Source organism: Rubinisphaera italica, from assembly GCF_007859715.1.
Classification (GTDB): Bacteria; Planctomycetota; Planctomycetia; order Planctomycetales; family Planctomycetaceae; genus Rubinisphaera; species Rubinisphaera italica.
Window position 1 is genome coordinate 4,558,720 of record NZ_SJPG01000001.1, and the last position, 17,616, is coordinate 4,576,335.

At 45.4% G+C, this 17,616-nt stretch carries 18 protein-coding genes; 5 read left to right on the forward strand and 13 right to left on the reverse strand.

Annotated elements, in window-relative coordinates; genetic code table 11:
* Window positions 1–263: 263 nt before the first annotated feature.
* Window positions 264–1,238, forward strand: a complete 975-nt coding sequence (locus tag Pan54_RS17190; protein WP_146504654.1) for a hypothetical protein — start codon at window positions 264–266, stop codon at window positions 1,236–1,238.
* 84 nt (window positions 1,239–1,322) lie between these two features.
* On the opposite strand, the gene Pan54_RS17195 is transcribed toward Pan54_RS17190, so the two are convergent.
* Genes Pan54_RS17195 through Pan54_RS17215 form a run of 5 tightly spaced genes read right to left on the reverse strand, consistent with a single transcriptional unit; the run spans window position 1,323 to window position 5,072 of the window.
* On the reverse strand, window positions 1,323–2,258 hold the full coding sequence (locus tag Pan54_RS17195; RefSeq protein WP_242631356.1) for a tyrosine-type recombinase/integrase: 936 nt from the start codon (window positions 2,256–2,258) through the stop codon (window positions 1,323–1,325).
* A 58-nt stretch (window positions 2,259–2,316) separates the two neighbouring features.
* Window positions 2,317–2,763 (reverse strand): hypothetical protein, encoded by a 447-nt coding sequence (locus tag Pan54_RS17200; protein WP_146504655.1) that lies wholly within the window; start codon window positions 2,761–2,763, stop codon window positions 2,317–2,319.
* A gap of 18 nt (window positions 2,764–2,781) precedes the next feature.
* Window positions 2,782–3,729, reverse strand: a complete 948-nt coding sequence (locus Pan54_RS17205; protein WP_242631357.1) for a Holliday junction DNA helicase RuvB C-terminal domain-containing protein — start codon at window positions 3,727–3,729, stop codon at window positions 2,782–2,784.
* Window positions 3,730–3,765: 36 nt separating this feature from the next.
* Window positions 3,766–4,149 carry a hypothetical protein gene (locus Pan54_RS17210; protein WP_146504657.1) on the reverse strand — a complete coding sequence of 128 codons (384 nt, stop codon included), beginning with the start codon at window positions 4,147–4,149 and terminating at the stop codon, window positions 3,766–3,768.
* A complete protein-coding gene (locus Pan54_RS17215; RefSeq protein ID WP_146504658.1) occupies window positions 4,146–5,072 on the reverse strand; it encodes an ArdC family protein in 927 nt (308 codons plus the stop codon). The genes Pan54_RS17210 and Pan54_RS17215 overlap by 4 nt, the downstream gene beginning before the upstream one ends.
* A gap of 97 nt (window positions 5,073–5,169) precedes the next feature.
* On the opposite strand from Pan54_RS17215, the gene Pan54_RS17220 reads away from it, so the two are divergent.
* The gene (locus tag Pan54_RS17220; protein WP_146504659.1) at window positions 5,170–5,877 is read left to right on the forward strand and encodes a hypothetical protein; all 708 of its coding nucleotides are present in this window, start codon (window positions 5,170–5,172) and stop codon (window positions 5,875–5,877) included.
* Here Pan54_RS17220 and Pan54_RS17225 read toward each other — a convergent pair whose 3' ends face one another.
* The 8 genes from Pan54_RS17225 to Pan54_RS17260 form a co-directional block, all read right to left on the reverse strand.
* Window positions 5,878–6,645: a DUF3050 domain-containing protein gene (locus Pan54_RS17225; RefSeq protein ID WP_146504660.1), complete on the reverse strand. Its 768-nt coding sequence runs from the start codon at window positions 6,643–6,645 to the stop codon at window positions 5,878–5,880.
* 107 nt (window positions 6,646–6,752) lie between these two features.
* Window positions 6,753–6,911, reverse strand: coding sequence for a DUF2256 domain-containing protein (locus tag Pan54_RS26600; protein WP_146504661.1), 159 nt, complete (start codon window positions 6,909–6,911; stop codon window positions 6,753–6,755).
* A 196-nt stretch (window positions 6,912–7,107) separates the two neighbouring features.
* The gene (locus tag Pan54_RS17235; protein ID WP_146504662.1) at window positions 7,108–7,824 is read right to left on the reverse strand and encodes a hypothetical protein; all 717 of its coding nucleotides are present in this window, start codon (window positions 7,822–7,824) and stop codon (window positions 7,108–7,110) included.
* A 37-nt stretch (window positions 7,825–7,861) separates the two neighbouring features.
* Window positions 7,862–8,188, reverse strand: coding sequence for a hypothetical protein (locus Pan54_RS17240; RefSeq protein WP_146504663.1), 327 nt, complete (start codon window positions 8,186–8,188; stop codon window positions 7,862–7,864).
* A 21-nt stretch (window positions 8,189–8,209) separates the two neighbouring features.
* Window positions 8,210–8,665, reverse strand: a complete 456-nt coding sequence (locus Pan54_RS17245; protein WP_146504664.1) for an alpha/beta hydrolase — start codon at window positions 8,663–8,665, stop codon at window positions 8,210–8,212.
* Entirely contained in the window at window positions 8,662–9,510 is an 849-nt protein-coding gene (locus Pan54_RS17250; RefSeq protein WP_146504665.1) for a DUF6602 domain-containing protein, read from the reverse strand. Before Pan54_RS17250 ends, Pan54_RS17245 begins: the two co-directional genes overlap by 4 nt.
* A gap of 29 nt (window positions 9,511–9,539) precedes the next feature.
* A complete protein-coding gene (locus Pan54_RS17255; RefSeq protein ID WP_146504666.1) occupies window positions 9,540–11,081 on the reverse strand; it encodes an argonaute/piwi family protein in 1,542 nt (513 codons plus the stop codon).
* On the reverse strand, window positions 11,071–12,438 hold the full coding sequence (locus Pan54_RS17260) for a DUF4365 domain-containing protein (RefSeq protein WP_165441824.1): 1,368 nt from the start codon (window positions 12,436–12,438) through the stop codon (window positions 11,071–11,073). The genes Pan54_RS17255 and Pan54_RS17260 overlap by 11 nt, the downstream gene beginning before the upstream one ends.
* A 350-nt stretch (window positions 12,439–12,788) precedes the next feature.
* Here Pan54_RS17260 and Pan54_RS17265 point away from each other — a divergent pair, with 350 nt between their 5' ends.
* The 3 genes from Pan54_RS17265 to Pan54_RS17275 are packed head-to-tail and all read left to right on the forward strand — an operon-like array spanning window position 12,789 to window position 17,614.
* On the forward strand, window positions 12,789–15,392 hold the full coding sequence (locus Pan54_RS17265) for a type I restriction-modification system subunit M (protein WP_146504668.1): 2,604 nt from the start codon (window positions 12,789–12,791) through the stop codon (window positions 15,390–15,392).
* Entirely contained in the window at window positions 15,385–16,743 is a 1,359-nt protein-coding gene (locus tag Pan54_RS17270) for a restriction endonuclease subunit S (RefSeq protein WP_146504669.1), read from the forward strand. Before Pan54_RS17265 ends, Pan54_RS17270 begins: the two co-directional genes overlap by 8 nt.
* Window positions 16,736–17,614, forward strand: coding sequence for a GIY-YIG nuclease family protein (locus Pan54_RS17275; protein WP_146504670.1), 879 nt, complete (start codon window positions 16,736–16,738; stop codon window positions 17,612–17,614). The genes Pan54_RS17270 and Pan54_RS17275 overlap by 8 nt, the downstream gene beginning before the upstream one ends.
* The last annotated feature ends 2 nt before the right edge of the window (window positions 17,615–17,616 follow it).

Genomic DNA, 17,616 nt, shown 5'->3' on the forward strand with positions numbered 1-17,616 from the left:
TTTCTACTGAGTGGGAAGGGGTCAGGTAGAAAGACAGATGAAACTCTCTTGTTGGTTGAAAATGCAGTTTAACTTGCTGATAGTACAATTGTGCAACGATTCGATTGCAAGTCATCTATCCTCTCTCATCATCACTGCTTCGTAGACTCAAACGAAGATGACGATAAGCGGAATGGTGAATAGTAGTTGGCTTCACGGCTCTTCCCATTGCAATTCGAGAAGGTTTATCGCCAACGCTACAAGCATCATCACGAGGTAAAGAAATGAAACAATTTGCGATAACAGCACTGACAATACTGCTGGGATTCTCATCTTCAGTCATGGCTGGATATGAGTATCAAGGGATTAAATTTTATGTGCCAGCGAATCCGAATGAAGAAACAGTTCGTCTTTACCGCCTAGTGCGTCCTGATCGTTCACACATCTACACAATTGACAAGAAGGAAGTAATCGACGCAATTGAACAAGAAAAAGCCCAACTTGACACCTTCCTTGCATATGTTTACACAAAGCCAAAAGCGGGAACAAATAGACTTTTCCGAATTACAGTACCGTTCGGAAAGTTACCTCATTACTTCTATACGGCTTTTGAACCAGAAAAAAACGAGGTCTTGAAAGACAATAATAAATCACTTCATCCAATGGTTTCATATGTATTTCCGCATGATTTCAAGGCAACTGGTTCAGAGTTCAAAAATGTTCTGCCAGTGTTTGCATTTTATGACAAAGAACTTGGTAATCACCTTTATACAACCTCTGTTCATGAAAGAGATGCCCTTATAGAGAACAAAGGCGGGACACCTCCCCCTTCTGGGCTGTTGCTTGAAAAACCTAGAAAAGATGCTGGAAATTTATCTCCCGCAGAAAAGCTTGCAGTGTTAGAAACAAATAATTCGGTTCCTCTCGATCCAAAGATTGTTGACAGGTTTGATGCCATTCTCAAATCTTTGAATAAGGCATTCCCAGATCAATCGGAATTTATCATTGCTGCCACAATCTTTAAATCATTTGATATCGTGAAAGAGAATACTCCAAACATTTCGTTGCTTAATCTTGCAGAAAATATTGAGTATGCAGTACCTCGTAATCAATCCAAAAAGAATCATTGCAAATTTGCTGATGTCGTCGCTATTTTCACAGGACTAATAATAAGCGGTCAATATGATGATTTGAAATCTGCCGCAACTGATGCACGTGCAACCATTGAGGAATTGATTCGATATGCTGAGCAACAATAGAGTCAACTACCCTCATTATTTAGAGAGTGTTATGGCTGGTTCTATTCAAGTCATTTGCAGACCAAGGAGAGAATGGCAAATGATTCAATACCCTACCTTCTCCGCAATCATTCCCAACTCATCCGCATTTCTTCTTGAATATCTTCCTGTCGTGTTTAAATTTTCGTGCCCCAGAATCTGAGCAAGACTGACCAGATCATTCTGAGAATCCCTCAGGAACTGATGTGCGAAAGTGTGTCTGAGTAGGTGTGGATGGATCTTGATCCCACAAATTGCCGAATATTTATCACAGATTGATCTGATTCCACGGTCTGAAAGCCCACCACGTTCTCCAATAAATACGTTATTCAAAGAAACTGGCGGTCGTGCTGCAAGATAAGCAGACAGGGCAACTCTTGCATTGTGAGGAAGAGGAACAGTCCTTTGCTTATTTCCCTTCCCATTTCGAAATACAACCGAGCCAGATCGCTCAGAGATCAATACATCACTCAATTCAAGATTCACCAAATCACCAACCCTACAGCCTGTGAACAGCATCAAATGAAACAAGGCATTGCTTCGAGCATCTTGCCGAAGTTCAACTTCCCGTAAAAGTTTCCGAACCTGAGTCCGATCCAAACCTTTCGGTGCCAATTCTTGTCGTCGAAGCTCTTTGACTGGCTTGGCAGGATTTGAAGGCATTTCTCCATTCTCTACCAGCCACCGAAAGAATCGACGAAGAGTCACCAAAGCTCGATTCACTGTCGCTACAGCTTGTTTCTGATCTCGGCTAAGAAAAGTGCGGAAGTCGAGAATATCTCTAGTCGTGACTCGGTCGAGGCTGAGCTTTTCCGCATTCGCTTCTAGAAACCATTGAGCGAACTTTTTCAAATCATTTGCCATCGCACGACGGGTGTGGGTGGAGAAGTCGTGAGAGTTCAAGAAGGTCGTAAAGAGGTCATCGACCCGTTTTTCAACAAACTCTGCTGGCAAAACATTATCACCTGAATTCTGACCTTCATCTGAACACAAATTAGACACTTAATTGACACTTTCTACTCTGGATTGGGCTGATATTGACTATTATCACTCGACATTATTACTTGGATTCTTGGCGGTTTATGGACAAGAATACTTCTCTGATGACTGCTCCCTCATCAAGACCAGAGATGCCATCAGGAAACAACTTCCTAATCTCCTCCTCAACATGAGTGGAGGTCACACTCATTCCCAAGGCACTTACACCTTCGATGATTGCCGAGTAATCTTCAGACACTTTAGGCTTGGGTTTGGAGCGGGTAGGGGAAGGTGTGAAGCTAGTGCGAGGTGCGTAGAAGAGAATCGGCTTCCCATCGACACCACAATTTCTTCTCCTTACTTCCAGACACAACTCCTGTTGACTCTCGTTGTAAAATGGTCGACCTCTTTCATCACGACTTGGCTCTGGGAAAGTTGAACCGAGTAGCTGGTAAAATCTTGCTCGGCTCATTCCCAGCATTCTCGACATCTCTGCGACGGTCACAGCGGCTTTTGTTTGAACAGACATTTGACACCTTTCTTTCACTTATTGATCAACTTGTTGGCGGGTAGGGGATAGGTGGGAATGTCCCTTGTCGGTTAATTGACGACGACTTTGATCATCTTTCGCAATCAAACCAGCCCTCATTAGAAATTGTTCCGTAACAGTCGAGACTGTGCGTGATGGCAAGCCAAGTGATGATGCAATAACATTCAACCGTAGTGGACCTTCTTTGAGTAAAGAAAGATATTTCTGCTCAGTGCGATCCAGCCCGAGTTGATCAAGACCATCCAGTTGGCAAGCTCGATGAAGATGATGGCATCGAATCATTTCCTCACCTTCTGCTCGGCATACTCTTCTTGCCGACTGAAGTAACCTCAATGCAATTCTTGGAATTCCTTTTCCACGAATTGCGATCTCGACGGGAACATTTTCCTCAAGTTCCCAAGACAAAGCTCTGGCTCTATGAGATACCAAATGCATAAGGTCGAGGTCTGAGTAGAAATCGAATTTCAAGGTCAACCTCATGCGGTCACGAAGAGGTTGAAGAAGGTCGTATTCGTCAGTTGTGGAGAGAAGCAAAGTGAAGTCAGCAATTGGGATACCCACTGGCTTATTCTTCCCACCATTAACGAAGATCGTCTGCTTATCGATGGCAAGGTATAGGGCGGTTTGAAATTCTTTTTTTAGCTCATGAGCTTCATCAATGTGAATAATGTCTCTGTCTTTTGCCTGCAAAAGCAAAGCATTGAGATCGGCTGGTGATGAGATACTTTGCCCCAGCACTTCATAGAATTCAGTCGCCATTTCAGCGGCAATAATGTTTGCGGACATACTTTTCCCCATTCCCGCAGGTCCAACCAGTAAAGAATGGTCGAAGCGTTTGCCATCGATTTGTGCAGCATCTAGTGCTACCTCGACTACATCACGGACTTGCCTTTGTCCAATGATTTGGTTGATTGAGTTGGGAACATATTCATTAACGTCGTTCAATTTGTATCTCCTTTTGCCGCCCATTAGGCGGATAAATTATTCTCCCGCCAAGGCGGAACGGGTATGTAACTCGGAAATTCCGACATACCGATATGCCGAAATTACTACCTGAAACGGACCTTCTTCGCTAATCCCATATCCGTGGTCTGGGTTCATGGAAATGTATTCGGTGAGCAATTGTGTAAATGAGCGATGTGTTATCGCTGGCTCGGATTCGTAACCTTGCCCAGTTCGATCAACGAACCAATCTTCTACCTTTTCCCAACCTACAGGCACATAACCGCCAAGGTTAGGAAGAGGGAAGGTAATGATGTGTTCTGCTTCATTTGGACTGAATGGGATGTAAGGTAACTTCCTCTTACTCGATGCTCGATGTGCGACTTCATTGTTCAACGCAATAATTGTTTCGAGACTCATCATGTGAGTAAGACTCCTTGAGATTGAGGATTGAGTTCACCCTTCTTTTCAGGCAAGAACGAAAGAAGGAAATTAGCGACATAGGATGCCTGACGACTCGCTCTAAAAATGAATGAGGAATCCCCTGACATTTGTTTGAGCCATGAGCCGAGATACGCAGCGTGATTGTCAAGAGAATCCGTCTGAGGTACACCTAGTTCGGCACAAAGAAATGTGGCACAAAGTTCTGCTACCAATTCTTCTTCTGCATAGCCGATAAGCAAAGGGTCACTAATGGTTCTATTTTCAGACCAATGTGCCAACTCGTGAAGTATGGTTGCGTAATATGCGCCCGTGGTTTCGAACTTATGTTTTTGCGGAACAACGATTTCTTCAGTGCTTGGATTGAAGTAGGCACGTTCACCCTGATGTGTAATGACAGCAGATGTTCCCTGAATCAATTCTTCAGCTAACGAGTATTCTTGGAAATCTCCAACTGGGAGGTCATTTCCAACTTGGAATTGTTCCGCACCTTCAACTTGATCAGCACAAAATAAGGTGATCTGCTTTGCGAGCAGATACGACTCTTTCTTCTCGGAGTCTTTATTTTCTTCGTCCTGCTTTTTCTGAATGGGTTTGTAGAAAATGATTTTTGTGCCCCATCGACCCGAAGGGACATCACTAGGACGCTTCTTGATTTGAAAACCAAGCTCCGTCCATTGTTTGAACGTCCCCCACCACTTGGATTGAAGTCCGAGACGTTCCGAAGCAACCCAAAGTAACAATGGATTAATCCCGCTGTATGTCTGCTTTGAGATGACATTTCTCGGCATCCCAGCATTGCTGTCGCACTTCCAAGGCATTCTCCAAGGCAGTGTTTTCCCCGATTCAATTGCTACGACGATTTGCTTAGTGATCTGCTCACGGACTTGAGTATTGGATGGCATATCTTGCTTTCAAAATGAGTTGTTGGTTGCTCATTGAGAAAGACAAAAAATTTTTCTTCGGAGGATGAAAAATGATTTGAGATGCATAAATAATTGCATGATTACTTTTACCGAATTCATCACGTACCTCAGTTTCCACGAAGTCTCTTCCTTATTTGATAGGGAGGGATTTAATCGACTATTTAAAAGTGAAGTCCAAAAGCTGATAAGCAAGACTGATGATCCCGAACAAAAAAGCCAATTGATAAGGTTTCAAAACATGGATTTTGTGGGCTACCTTGATCGATCACTTAGATCGGCTGGATTTGACGAAGAGTCGCTGGATGAATTGGTAAGTGAAGTTATTCAGCATTTGGTGATGGGGAAATTTTTCAGTAGTTGGAAAGGGCAGCCGATTGAGGGAAGATTTAAGCTTTCAGTGAGAAATGCGATTCTCAACTTGGTGCAAAAACGAAATCAAAAAAGGAAAAGATTTCCCAACGCAGATGTGCATGCGATGGGATTGCCCGCACCTGATAAAAACTTATCTCAAACGTTGGTTGACGAATTCAGAGATTACCTCAGGCTTAGGGCAGGTAATGAAGCGGTCCAAGTACTCGATGCTCGGCTATCGAACGTCCGAATGAAAGATTTATCGTCTGAGTTTGGATCGTCCTACAGGGTCAAAGAAATCGTCAAGATTTTGAAGCAGACAGCGACAGAATTTGCGGCTGACGATCCCGAATATTTTGAACTGGTTCAGAAAGCGATGGAAGAAGATGAGGAGAAGGTAGGGAAGAGGTTTGGAAGGAACGGAGATTCGTGATCAACTTTTAACAATGCTGCTCAATATCGCATCCCACAACTGTTTTCTTGCAACCAATGTTTTTATCGCAGCTTGTTCCACAACAATCCATTTCTGCTCATCGTCTTGGCATAACTGTTCAATAAGACGGTTTGCCATCGGTCCATGCTCGTCCCCATCCAGTCCAATGTGTCGTTCGAGATAATATTTGAACTCATCCATTCTACCATCTGTTTTCACATTAAGCTCATCAACAATTCGTTGGAAGACATTGGGTAGTAAATCTTCCCGTCCAAAAGTGAAAGCGGAGGTAATCGCTATAGGATCGTAAGAATCAATGATCTCGAAGGTGCTCTGGATGAAGATTACTGCTGGTTGGGGAATATCGGAGGAGATCAATGCCTCATGTAATGTCATGTGTTTCAGATTGAAAAGGAACTTTTCAATTCCATCAACGCTTGCACCACAGGTTTTCATGGATCGACAGTAGAGTTCGAAGTGACTGGCAAAGCCACCTCTTCCATCTTCATCACTCTCTTCAGCCAAGACGATTTCATTGATCATCCGACAGGCTGATGCATCTGACGATGGATGCCAAGGAACTGTGGTGCATGCAAATTGATTTTGCAACGACTTGAGCAGTGACATAAAGTCCCACACCGCATAAACATGATGTTCCATGAAAGTGTGAAATGCATCGAGATTGTTCAAGTGGTTGTAGACAGCATGATTAATCAAAGCGTTTCGATGTGGTGCGATTTGGGTGAGGAGGTGTTGGATTCGAGACACGGCGGCAGCTTTTCACCTTTTCAATTTGAGTGTTTGATTTCTATGAAATTATAGCCATCTCTCATACGCTTCCAACAACATGTTCAACGGATTGGGAGCAGCTACGATCACTTCCCACTTGGATTAGGTTGTTTACTTTTTTTGCGGCAAGCATCAGAACAATACCTGACTTGCTCCCAGCAACGTTCCCACTTCTTTCTCCATGAGAATGGACGATTACAGACTGGACAAACTTTTGATGGGAGGTGAGGCTTTTTATGAGACACAGTAATGCCAGTAACGACTTTGCCCTTGCGTGGAATCTTTGGGAAGCGGAGCAATCAGATCGGGCTTCACGGCTTTAATTGCCGTCTCAACTTACCCAATGCGTTGCCTCATGAGCAAGGTTCGGGAAATGTCTGGGAACAATATGGAACTGTTGAACAAAAGGCAGTAATTGGCTCGACTAAGAATACTGCGAGGTCATCGTTTCCATCTATTGAGGTAGGTAGTTAAACGCTCTTCCGTTAAGATAGGGTTAGGAAACAGATCGAAAAAACATTTCATTGCAAAGCGTGCTTCAGTTTTCCAGTCATTGATAATGGAATCGGTAGAGACTCTTCTTTCTATCTTGAGTTCATTAGTACCTTCGATGTTTGGGCATATCAAATCCTGTGTTTCCGTATCAAGCCAACTCTTGTGAATAACCAGACTTTTGTTTTTCAATTTAGTGGCAGTTAATGAGTAATCGAAAAACTCTGTATCTGAGAACCCATCAAGTAACTTCGACATGCTCCAGAAGAACATAAATAACTGAATGTACGACCAACTTATGCCGATCCATTCCCCACGAGGAATTTTCTCCACACCTCTGACACCATAAAACCCGAAATTTTCCTGATATGTTTTTTGATAAACGAAAATTCCAGATTTGGCAAAACCAAATCCTTCATGATTTCTCCAACCATAAATTCCCCAAGGCAAAGTTGCAAAATCAATAGTCAGTATTTGACCATGACCTGTTCCAAGTTTTTCTGAATTCTTCAACACCAATTCTGTAAGCTCAGCCAAACTGAATCGATTGGCTTGATAGTCGCACGGCTTGAAAATGAATGTCCATCCGCCACCCCTCATGTCGTAGCCAATGTCCTGCTTCAATTCATTTAGAACATGCAGTAACTCATCGTCTTCTGATTTCATTTTTAAGTTCCGAAATGAAATGTTGATTCAAGGTCACTCATGGATTGGGATACTTTTCTTTGAGCCAATTCAACTGCGAAGAAGTCAGGTTGAGTAAATTCTCAGCAGCGACTTTGAAGTCCTTGTTTCCCTCTACCCAATCGTCTGGCTCAAACAATATGAATTGAATGGCAGTCATCATCACCATTCTTTGCAGTTCCTCGGGTCGAGCTTTCTTGAACTTGGCAGATCCGAACGGTGACGGATGGCTGTCACGTAATAATGCATCAATATCTCCCTGCAAGTCCATGATTTCCAGTAACTTTTGACATACCAACCGCTGTGCCTTAATAGCGTCGTTGACTTCATCTTCCGAATAATCCACAGATTAATTTCCTTTCGTAGTTCATTGAGAAAACTTCTCACACGCTTTTAACATCGTTTCCAGTGACTCAGGATCTGCAAGTCGGTGATCGTTGCCGATTTCAATTAGCTTTGCGTTACTCTTACCAGCCAATTCCTCAGAATCCTCAAAGGGAATAACATCGTCCGCAAGACTGTGGAGGATGGTAGTATTGGGCTTGACCATTGTTTCGGTTCCCCAATTTTTCCAAGCAGGGCATAGAAGTACGAGCGGAGTTTCACCCGACTCAATATTCATTGCCACCGCACCACCTCTGGAACTGCCAACGATAACATCGGGGTGGTGCTGGTCGAACTCGGCTTGAGCCGTTTGGACCGCTGCGTCGAAGTCGTCATCATCGAGAGCAGGATTGATGACTTCGTGACCAGCATCTTTGAGGTAGGTTGGTTTCAACCCACCAACGACGCTGTGCCAGCCGTGGAGGAAGAGGATTTTCATGAGTTGCTATCAGCTTCGTAAAATACGAAGTGATCAATATTCAAGTAGTCATCTGGAAACTGAAATCGAGGCTGCATTCCGAAAGAGAGAATGGCTTCAGATAAACAGTAGAGAAACCCCTGAAGACCAGCGTTCACCCCATTGTGAACAGACTTGTAAACTTTATAGTGCATTTTGTTTTTGTTGAGACCACCAAAGAAAAATGACAAGTGCTTCAGTGAGCCTACGTAGTTTGGCATAGTATATGCGTCGCTAAGGTCAGTAAAATGACTTTTAATCTGGTTCTGATATGTGTCGCTTACGGGCTTTGTTTTTGGTACTACTACTTCATCCTCGAAAAAAACTGCTGCACTGAAAACACCGTCTAGTGGAATTGATTGTTGAGTTTTGCAATCTCGCACAAAACGCTTTGCTTCAACCACGTTTTCTAATGCACTTGCAAGCTGACCTGAAGTAAGAGTCCGCTTGATTTGAATTACTCCTCGCACTGCTTCTGGCTGAACAATCACGAAGTCTTCAAGACGAAAAGCAGGTCGGTAGTTTGCTGTATCGTGAATGAGAATATCAATCTCGGGACAATGCTTCGACTTCCCTTCAACTTCTCTTCTTCCGTAGATAAACCCCTTATCTACACTAAATTTAGATGGAAGGTTTCGGCGAATAAAATCTCGAAGAAGTACTTCGCAATGTGTGCCCGGAGCAGTCCAGTCGTCTGTTGGACCAATGAGATGAACAATGTTGTCATATTGTGCCAGCATGACACTTGCCTGAGATGCGTAAAACTCAAACAACCCTGTGCCGAGGCCGTGTGCGTTTCCTTTAGGTGGAGTTGTTTGTTGTACCAACTTGTTGAATCCTTTGAATAGTAGGGCCTTTACATATAAAATCTGTAACTAGTCTGGACCGTATCTTCATCTGATACATGTTTCATAATCTCACCGATTTTTTGTGAGAAGGACAAAGTGATTGGTGTGCCATCTGCAAAAGAGCAGTTGTTAACGTTCATTTTTGTCAGTTCCAGCACTTCCCGAAACAAATCCTTAGGTGCGCTACTACCGTACCGTTCGAGAATCTGCCATGGTTCAGGAATATAGCTGCCGGGAAATGTTTCGAGATAGGGGACAAATCCCATGGTATAAAGAAAGTGGGCTTCATCCTCGATGCAAAAGTAGGAGCCTCGTGCTGGCGGATACTGTCCTTCTCGAAACAGTCGAATGCGTGAACGAATGAGTGTAACCAAATCATAGTCGCAACCGGGAAAGACACTTTCGATTCCCTCGATAAATCCATCAAGTTCATTGAATTCACCGTGGTCACTTCCCCAAAAGCGTGAAGACTTATGAACCACAACTCTTTTTGGCGGTGTGCCTCTAACATTCACATATTCTTTAAGTGTGGCGCTTACTAATCTGCTTGCACCTTCACGTGACATGTGCGGACTTTTGCCGTTAGCATCGGAATTCCACTCAAAAGGATCGCCTCGAAGAACAAGACCTTGTCCGAGATAGTCAAATGCTTGAGCCACGCTAGTCCTCATAGTAAGATTTTCATGCCCCCCCTGTGCCACATAGAAATCGACACCTATGAAGCATGTGTCCTTCTCGACTGTCACTGGACACCATGGAATCCCTTCAGCCTTGTAGTATAGAGCAGTGCAAAAATTCCAAGCACGAGTTGCTTTTTCTTGGAGTGGTGTTTTGCGTCCCTTGGGTTTCGTGCCGAGAATTGTACTTCTTTGAATTAGTTGAATGGGTACACCCCAACGCATTGCTTTGGCTTTGATGGCACGTCGAAAGTTGAGGTGAAAATTTCCGGTAATTTGAGCCGTATAGGCATCGTCTACGATTTCAGGAGTAAGGGCGAGGACAATAATGTCAGGTGCAGGACTCGTTTCGGCTAGACTTTTTATGTGACTATCAAAGAGATCGACGAGTTCCCATATTCTTCGCTGCTTATCTTGAATTCCAAGTGTCTTGTTGATCTCGTCTGGTCGAATTGTTCGGTCCCATCGGTCATTCACTTGGAAACACGACTCGAATTCAGACTTCTTTGAGAATCCAATGAAGTCACGATTTAGAATCTTGTACAGTCGAACGATTGGTTCATGAATATGCTGATCTTCAAAGATCCCCTGACCAAACAATTTCGGAAGATTTTCTGCTTCCTTAATCTTTGCCTTGATGACCTTTGAATTCTCGCTTTCTATTTCTGCCCCACACTCCTCTATCCATTCCTTCGCACCAGAGATGGTTTCCCGAGTGCCGATAAAACCAATTTTGATCTCAGATGGATGAAGACCCGGTATATTTTTCCCAAACGGGCCGTATTCGGAAAGTCCCGTCTTGGTATCTTGATGCTCAAAGTATTGTCCGAATTGCAATTTCGGTTCCTTGAGATATTCAATCCTAATACTCATCCGACTCGTCCTCCAAGCCCTCTGTACCAAACAGTGTCAACTGAGGAGACATTGGCTCTTCTTCATAAGTAGCCGGATCATAGGGAATTGCAAAATCCGCAATAACCGTCGCTGGCTCTGGCTCAATCACGACGAGTGTCTTGCCATAGAGAGTCAACTCGATTTGTTGACGTCCATTAGTAAGGGTTTGTCCCCAGAAGAGTATATGGTTTAATACCTGTGGATTGTGCTCCATCGCTTTCATTCTGGTCGTATATGGTCCAACCAACTTTGGATCGCATACTTTTTTGCCGTCATCAGTGTACAGTAACTTGGGAGTGATCCTTAGAAACCACTTTTGACTGAATTGCTCAAACCGAAACTCAGCCGCCAAATGCCGCCAGAACTTAAACGTCCCATATTCATAGAATTTTACAACAGTTCGAGGAGGTGCGTCCCGCTTTGTTCGAGGGCTAGTCCACATTCGTGTAAAAGTCTTATCCGCATCTCTTCTTGGTTCACGTGGAAAATACGTTCGCTTGAAATCTCTGTTGTACGCTAAACCGCATCTGTGACAATGGCTCCCAAATAATTGGTTAATCATGAAAACTAAATTCTTGCGCAGGTCAAAGTCGTCAAGCCAATCATTAAAAGGCATCTCGTCAATTGTCTTCTCGTCACAAAACTTTCGAAGCATGTTATTTTCATTGTACAAATCGGACAAAGTGTATAGATATCCGTCGTGTATGCAGAACGGTGGCTTATAGCCCTCAATCTCTTGTTTAATTCGACTTGCCAATTTGCGCCGAGTCTTGGCAAAAGTCAGTGTCTTCGGCAATTGACGGACAGGTAATAGATTTGAGTAGAGGCGCTCTTTTTGGTCGAACGAAATCCGAGGTGGACTAACGGCTGCATGGTCACATACGCTTTTCTTTACATCAGACGTGAACTGATCAGTAGCTTTGTTGAAGACTACTTCAAGCGGTTTCTTCCAAATGTCAGAGGTTTCACGAATGTAAGTTTTGATCTCTTTGTAATAGAGCGCATCCTCTTTGGGATAATACACGATAAAGAATACGGGAAACGTACATCTGTTCCAATATTCAAGATCGTCGATTCGGACGGGAGTGGCGAAAGTCGGGCCATGATCTTTTTTGATGTAGCTACTGCCAGATTTAGCCTGCACCTTGATGATGCCGCCGCTTGTCTCTAATCCACACCCATCCGCTTTGGGAGTGACGACTTCGATCTCGCCATCAATGCCAAAATCATCCTGCGAGATCGTACGAAATATGCAATTCATCTCATGTGTAATGATTGAAATTCGATCCAGCCCACGTAGTTCCGTGAACTTCGTAACCGGAACAGTTTTCGCCATCTTTGCTCGCTCCATCTATGATTTCTCGACCTATCTCTATTCGACAATCATAACGTGGTCTGGTAATGTTCACCAACGTCTGGTCCATCTAGTTTAGGGGGCACATCAGTCAAAGAGAATGTTCGTGATAAACCTTCAGGATTCTTACGTATTTCGGAAGCTGTTGAGTAACTCGGCTTCTCTCCGAACACACTACGCAACTTGGAAAATGCTGGGAAAATTGCCGCACATCGGCATCCAGTCAAACGATACCGACTGTTTAAGTAGTGGGAACTCGATGCACTGTTGAGGGAATTTCAAGCACCTCCCTTGTCGGACGAAGATCAATTAAAATCAGGAAAATGAACTTAATGGCTGAAGTGACAGAATTATCAACGGCGAATGCCAGTAGCGGTCAACGGGCAAAGAAGCCCGAGAAGCTCACGTTGGCTAAGTTGGAGCGGCGGTTGTTTGAGGCTTGTGATATTCTTCGTGGGAATATGGATGCCTCTGAGTTTAAGGAATACATTTTTGGGATGCTGTTCCTGAAGCGGTTGAGTGACCAGTTCGATTATGATCGGCAGAAACTGCGGCAGGAATACACGGGGAAACTGCGTGAGGATTTGGTCGAGAAGCAGCTTGAGAATCCTGATAAGTATGACTTCTTTATTCCTGAGAAAGCTCACTGGAGCAAGATCAAGCATTTGAAGCAGTCGGTTGGCTCTGGATTGAATAAAGCTCTGGCGGCTATTGAGGATGCCAACCCAGATACGCTGCAAGATGTTTTGAAGGCGATCAACTTCAATCGCAAGGTCGGCCAGCGAACGATGGACGACAGTATTCTGATCGAGTTTATTCAGCACTTTGATGAAATCCCGCTGTCAAACGACGATTTCGAGTTCCCTGACTTGCTCGGTGCCGCCTACGAGTATCTGATCAAATACTTTGCCGACAGTGCCGGGAAGAAGGGGGGCGAGTTCTATACGCCTGCCGAAGTCGTTCGCATGATGGTGCATGTGTTGGAGCCGCAGGAGGGAATGAGTGTCTGCGATCCCTGTGCTGGTTCGGGCGGTATGTTGATTCAGTCACGGCAATATGTCGAAGAGATCGGGGGCAATCCCCGAGACCTTTCATTGGCTGGTCAGGAATTGAACGGTGGGACGTGGGCTGTCTGTAAGATGAATATGATCCTGCACGGCATCCGTAGTGCCGACATTCGGCAGGGTTGTACGCTGAAGAACCCTCAGCATCGAGACAAGGCGACGGGTGAGATTCGTCGATTTGATCAAGTGATCGCCAATCCCCCTTTTGCACAAACGGCTCCCAAGAAAGCCGATGTTGAATTCCCTGAGCGGTATCACACATTCACGAAAGGGAAAAAAGCCGACTTGATGTTCGTGCAGCACATGGCTTCGTCGCTCAAGAGTGATGGCAAGATGGCTGTGGTTATGCCGCACGGAGTTTTGTTTCGTAGTGGGGAAGAGAAAGATTGCCGCAAGCGGTTCATTAAAGAAGGCATCTTGGAGGCTGTTATCGGTTTGCCTGCCGGGTTGTTTTATGGAACGGGTATTCCTGCCAGCGTGTTGGTCATCAACAAAAATGGAGCGAGCAAGCGGAAGAGTGTGCTGTTTATCAATGCCGATCTGGAATTCAAAGAGAACAAGAACCAGAACTCGCTGCGCCCCGAAGACATCGAAAAGATCACTCACGTTTACCACAAACATCTGGATGTGCCAAAATATTCTCGCAACGTGCCCATCGCAGAACTTGAGGAGGAAGACTTCAATCTCAACATTCGGCGGTATGTCGATAACAGTCCTCCGCCTGAGCCGCACGATGTTCGAGCGCATCTGCATGGGGGTGTGCCGTTGTCCGAGGTCGATGCACTTGGCGCATACTTTGATAACTACGCTGGTTTGCGAGAGGTATTGTTCAAGCCACGAGACGAGAACTATCTCGACTTTGCCGATACCATCACTGCAAAGGATGACATCAAACCGTTGATTGAATCGGCAAACGGTGTGCAACAGAAGCATCAGGAGTTTCATCTGGCTCTCGATAAGTGGTGGAAGAAACATGTTAGTGAGATTGAGGCTCTGCCTGACAACAAAAATGTGTTTGAACTTCGCCGACAGTTTCTTGGCAGTCTCGGCAAAGCGTTGGTGCCGCAGGGTATTCTTGATTTACATCAGGTGCATGGAGCGCTTGCCGCTTACATGAACTCTTTGGCGGCTGACTTCAAATCGGTGGCAGCCAGTGGTTGGGGACCAGAACTGATTCCTGAAGAAGACATCCTGCAATCCCAGTTCCCTGAAGTGCTGGAAAAGATCGAACAGGATCACGCTCGCATTGCCGAACTGGAAGCGTTGTTTGCGGCTGCCGATGCGAGTGAAGAGGGTGACGAGCCGGAAGAGTCTGAGGATGGTGTGCTGCCAAAGGAGGTGGTTAAATCACTGAAGTCAGACAGGAAAGAGCTTACGGCCAAAGTCAAGCAGATCAAAAAGCATGTGAAGTCGATGCGTCTGGACATTAAACGGATGGAGGCAGCGAATTACTCGCAAAGCGAGATCAACGAAAAACTTGCCGAAGCCAGTGACGACGAGGCGGAAGGGATCGAAGTTCAGGAGCAGATTGAAAAGATTGACGAACAACTGGCACGGCACTCTGCCTTGGAAACAGAACTCAAGTCGCTGAAAAGCGGCATCAAGGAAGTTGGGAAGCAGCGAGATGAACTGGTTACTGCCGCCCGTTCCAAAATCAGTGTTGATGAAGCAAAGCAATTGATCTTGGAACGGTTTCGCCGAGTTTTGAGTGAACGATTCGATGGGTACCTACGACAGTATCAACGTGCCTTGACATCTGAAATTGAAAACCTCTGCGAGAAGTACGCTGTAACAACTGCGGTGATTCTGGAAGAACGAGATCAGGAAGCCGCCCAACTCAGTCAGTTTTTGAAGGAGTTGGGGTATGAGTAAGTTGGTCGAAACACAGGTATTCAATTCTCAACTAATAGCGACTGGATGGGAGATTGATGTCGTCGATGGTATCCTAAGCCGCATCATAGATTATCGAGGTAAAACACCATCAAAAACCGAAAGCGGGATTCCACTTATCACGGCAAAAAATGTCCGTAACGGATACATTGAAGATGAGCCAAGGGAATACATTTCCGAACTCGCTTACGAATCATGGATGACACGTGGAATTCCTAAACATGGCGATGTGCTGTTTACAACCGAAGCTCCTTTAGCAAATGTCGCACAGATCACATCCAAGAGGAGACTCGCTTTCGCCCAGAGGGTTATAATTCTGCAAACCAATGGTCGTATGTTTTCAGGATTTCTGAAATACCTATTGATGGCTGAATCAATTCGAAAGCGTATTTTTGCAAAAAGCACCGGTTCAACTGTTGAAGGAATCAAGCAGAGTGTATTTCGTCGTATATGCATTTCATTCCCTGAGTCCCTCACTGAGCAGCGCAAGATCGCTCGGATTCTGACGACGCTGGACAACTTGATTGAGAAGACTGAAGCGTTGATTGCCAAGTATCAGGCGATCAAACAGGGGATGATGCACGACCTGTTCACCCGAGGTGTGGACTCGGACGGCCAACTTCGCCCCACCCAAGAACAAGCCCCCGACTTGTACAAGCAATCCGAACTCGGATGGATTCCGAAGGAGTGGTGTCTCCATACTTTCGGTGATTCAATATCGTACATGGATTCTGGTTGGAGTCCCATATGCGAGACGACACCGGCATCCCACGGCGAGTGTGGTTCGTTGAAGACGACTTCGATTTCTTGGGAAGGTTATGACCCAAATGAAAATAAGCGACTTCCTGATGAGTTGTCTCCAGAGGTAAAGGCTTTTGTTCGGCCTGATGACATCCTGATAACACGGGTCGGGCCTCGTAACCGGATCGGAGTTGTAGCACATGTGGATCATACGCCAGATGCGTTAATGGTTTCCGATAATATGCTTAGGCTGCGACTCACCAACCATGAAATATTACGACCTGCCTTCGTTCCGCTGATTCTATCTTCGCACGCAATCCAGAGTCGCTGGGAGGGCCGAAAGGTTGGCCTTGCTGAAGCACAGATGGTCATCACACAACACGTTGTCCGCAACACACTTGTTTCTGTCCCACCAGTACAGGAGCAAGAAATGATCGTGGACAGACACGCTAAGTGCCAAAGTGTGATTCGAGCAGAGCGGAGGCGGCGAGAGAATCTGCTAGTTGTAAAGTCGGGACTGATGCAAGACCTGCTGACTGGCAAAGTCCGTGTGAAAGTCGACGAAGCCGAGGAGATCACTGCCCATGCCTGACTTCCAACAACGTCCATACTCCATTCGCATTTTCGTGCCAGACGGAGATCCCGATGGTCTGCGAATGGTCGAGAAATCGAACTGGACCGGCATCGGTGTCGTCTTCAAACGAACCGGCTACAAGCAGGTGGTGGGTCGGCCCGAGTTTGATCGTACGGGCATCTATGTGTTGGTTGGCTTCAGCGAAGACAGTGCGTTGCCCACGATCAACATCGGCGAAGGTGATTCCGTCAAGGAGCGACTCAACAAACATTATAGCAATAAGGATTTTTGGGAGTGGTGTGTCTTCTTCGTCACCAAAGACAGCAGCCTGAATAAAGCCCATGTCAAACATCTCGAATCCCGCCTGCTGGAACTCGCCAAAGCCGCCAAGCAGTGCAAGTTCGACAACACCGGTTCCTCCCTGCAACCGACGCTCTCGGAAGCCGAACGTGCCGACACGGAGAGTTTTCTGTTGGACATGCTCAGCATTTTCCCGCTGCTGGGTCTCAGCGTTTTTGAGAAGACAGAAACAAAGAAGGAGCCGCACGATTTTTTCTATATTGAGTCTAAGAAGGTAAAAGCCAGTGGCTACGAAGATCCGAAAGGCTTCGTGGTTCGCAGCGGATCGCAACTCGTCAAAGAGGAACAAGCCACGATTCACAACTATATGTCCACTCAGCGAAAAGATTTGCTGGAGCAGGGGGTCGTTCAGGAAATGGGCGAGCATTATATCTTCAAACAGGATCAGGTGTTCGGATCACCCTCCACGGCTGCCGGTGTCATTCTCGGCAGAACTGCCAACGGACGGATTGAATGGAAGACGAAGGATGGAGTTACGCTGAAGCAAATGCAGGCATCCACCGCTGATACGGAGGACAATGATGAGTGATT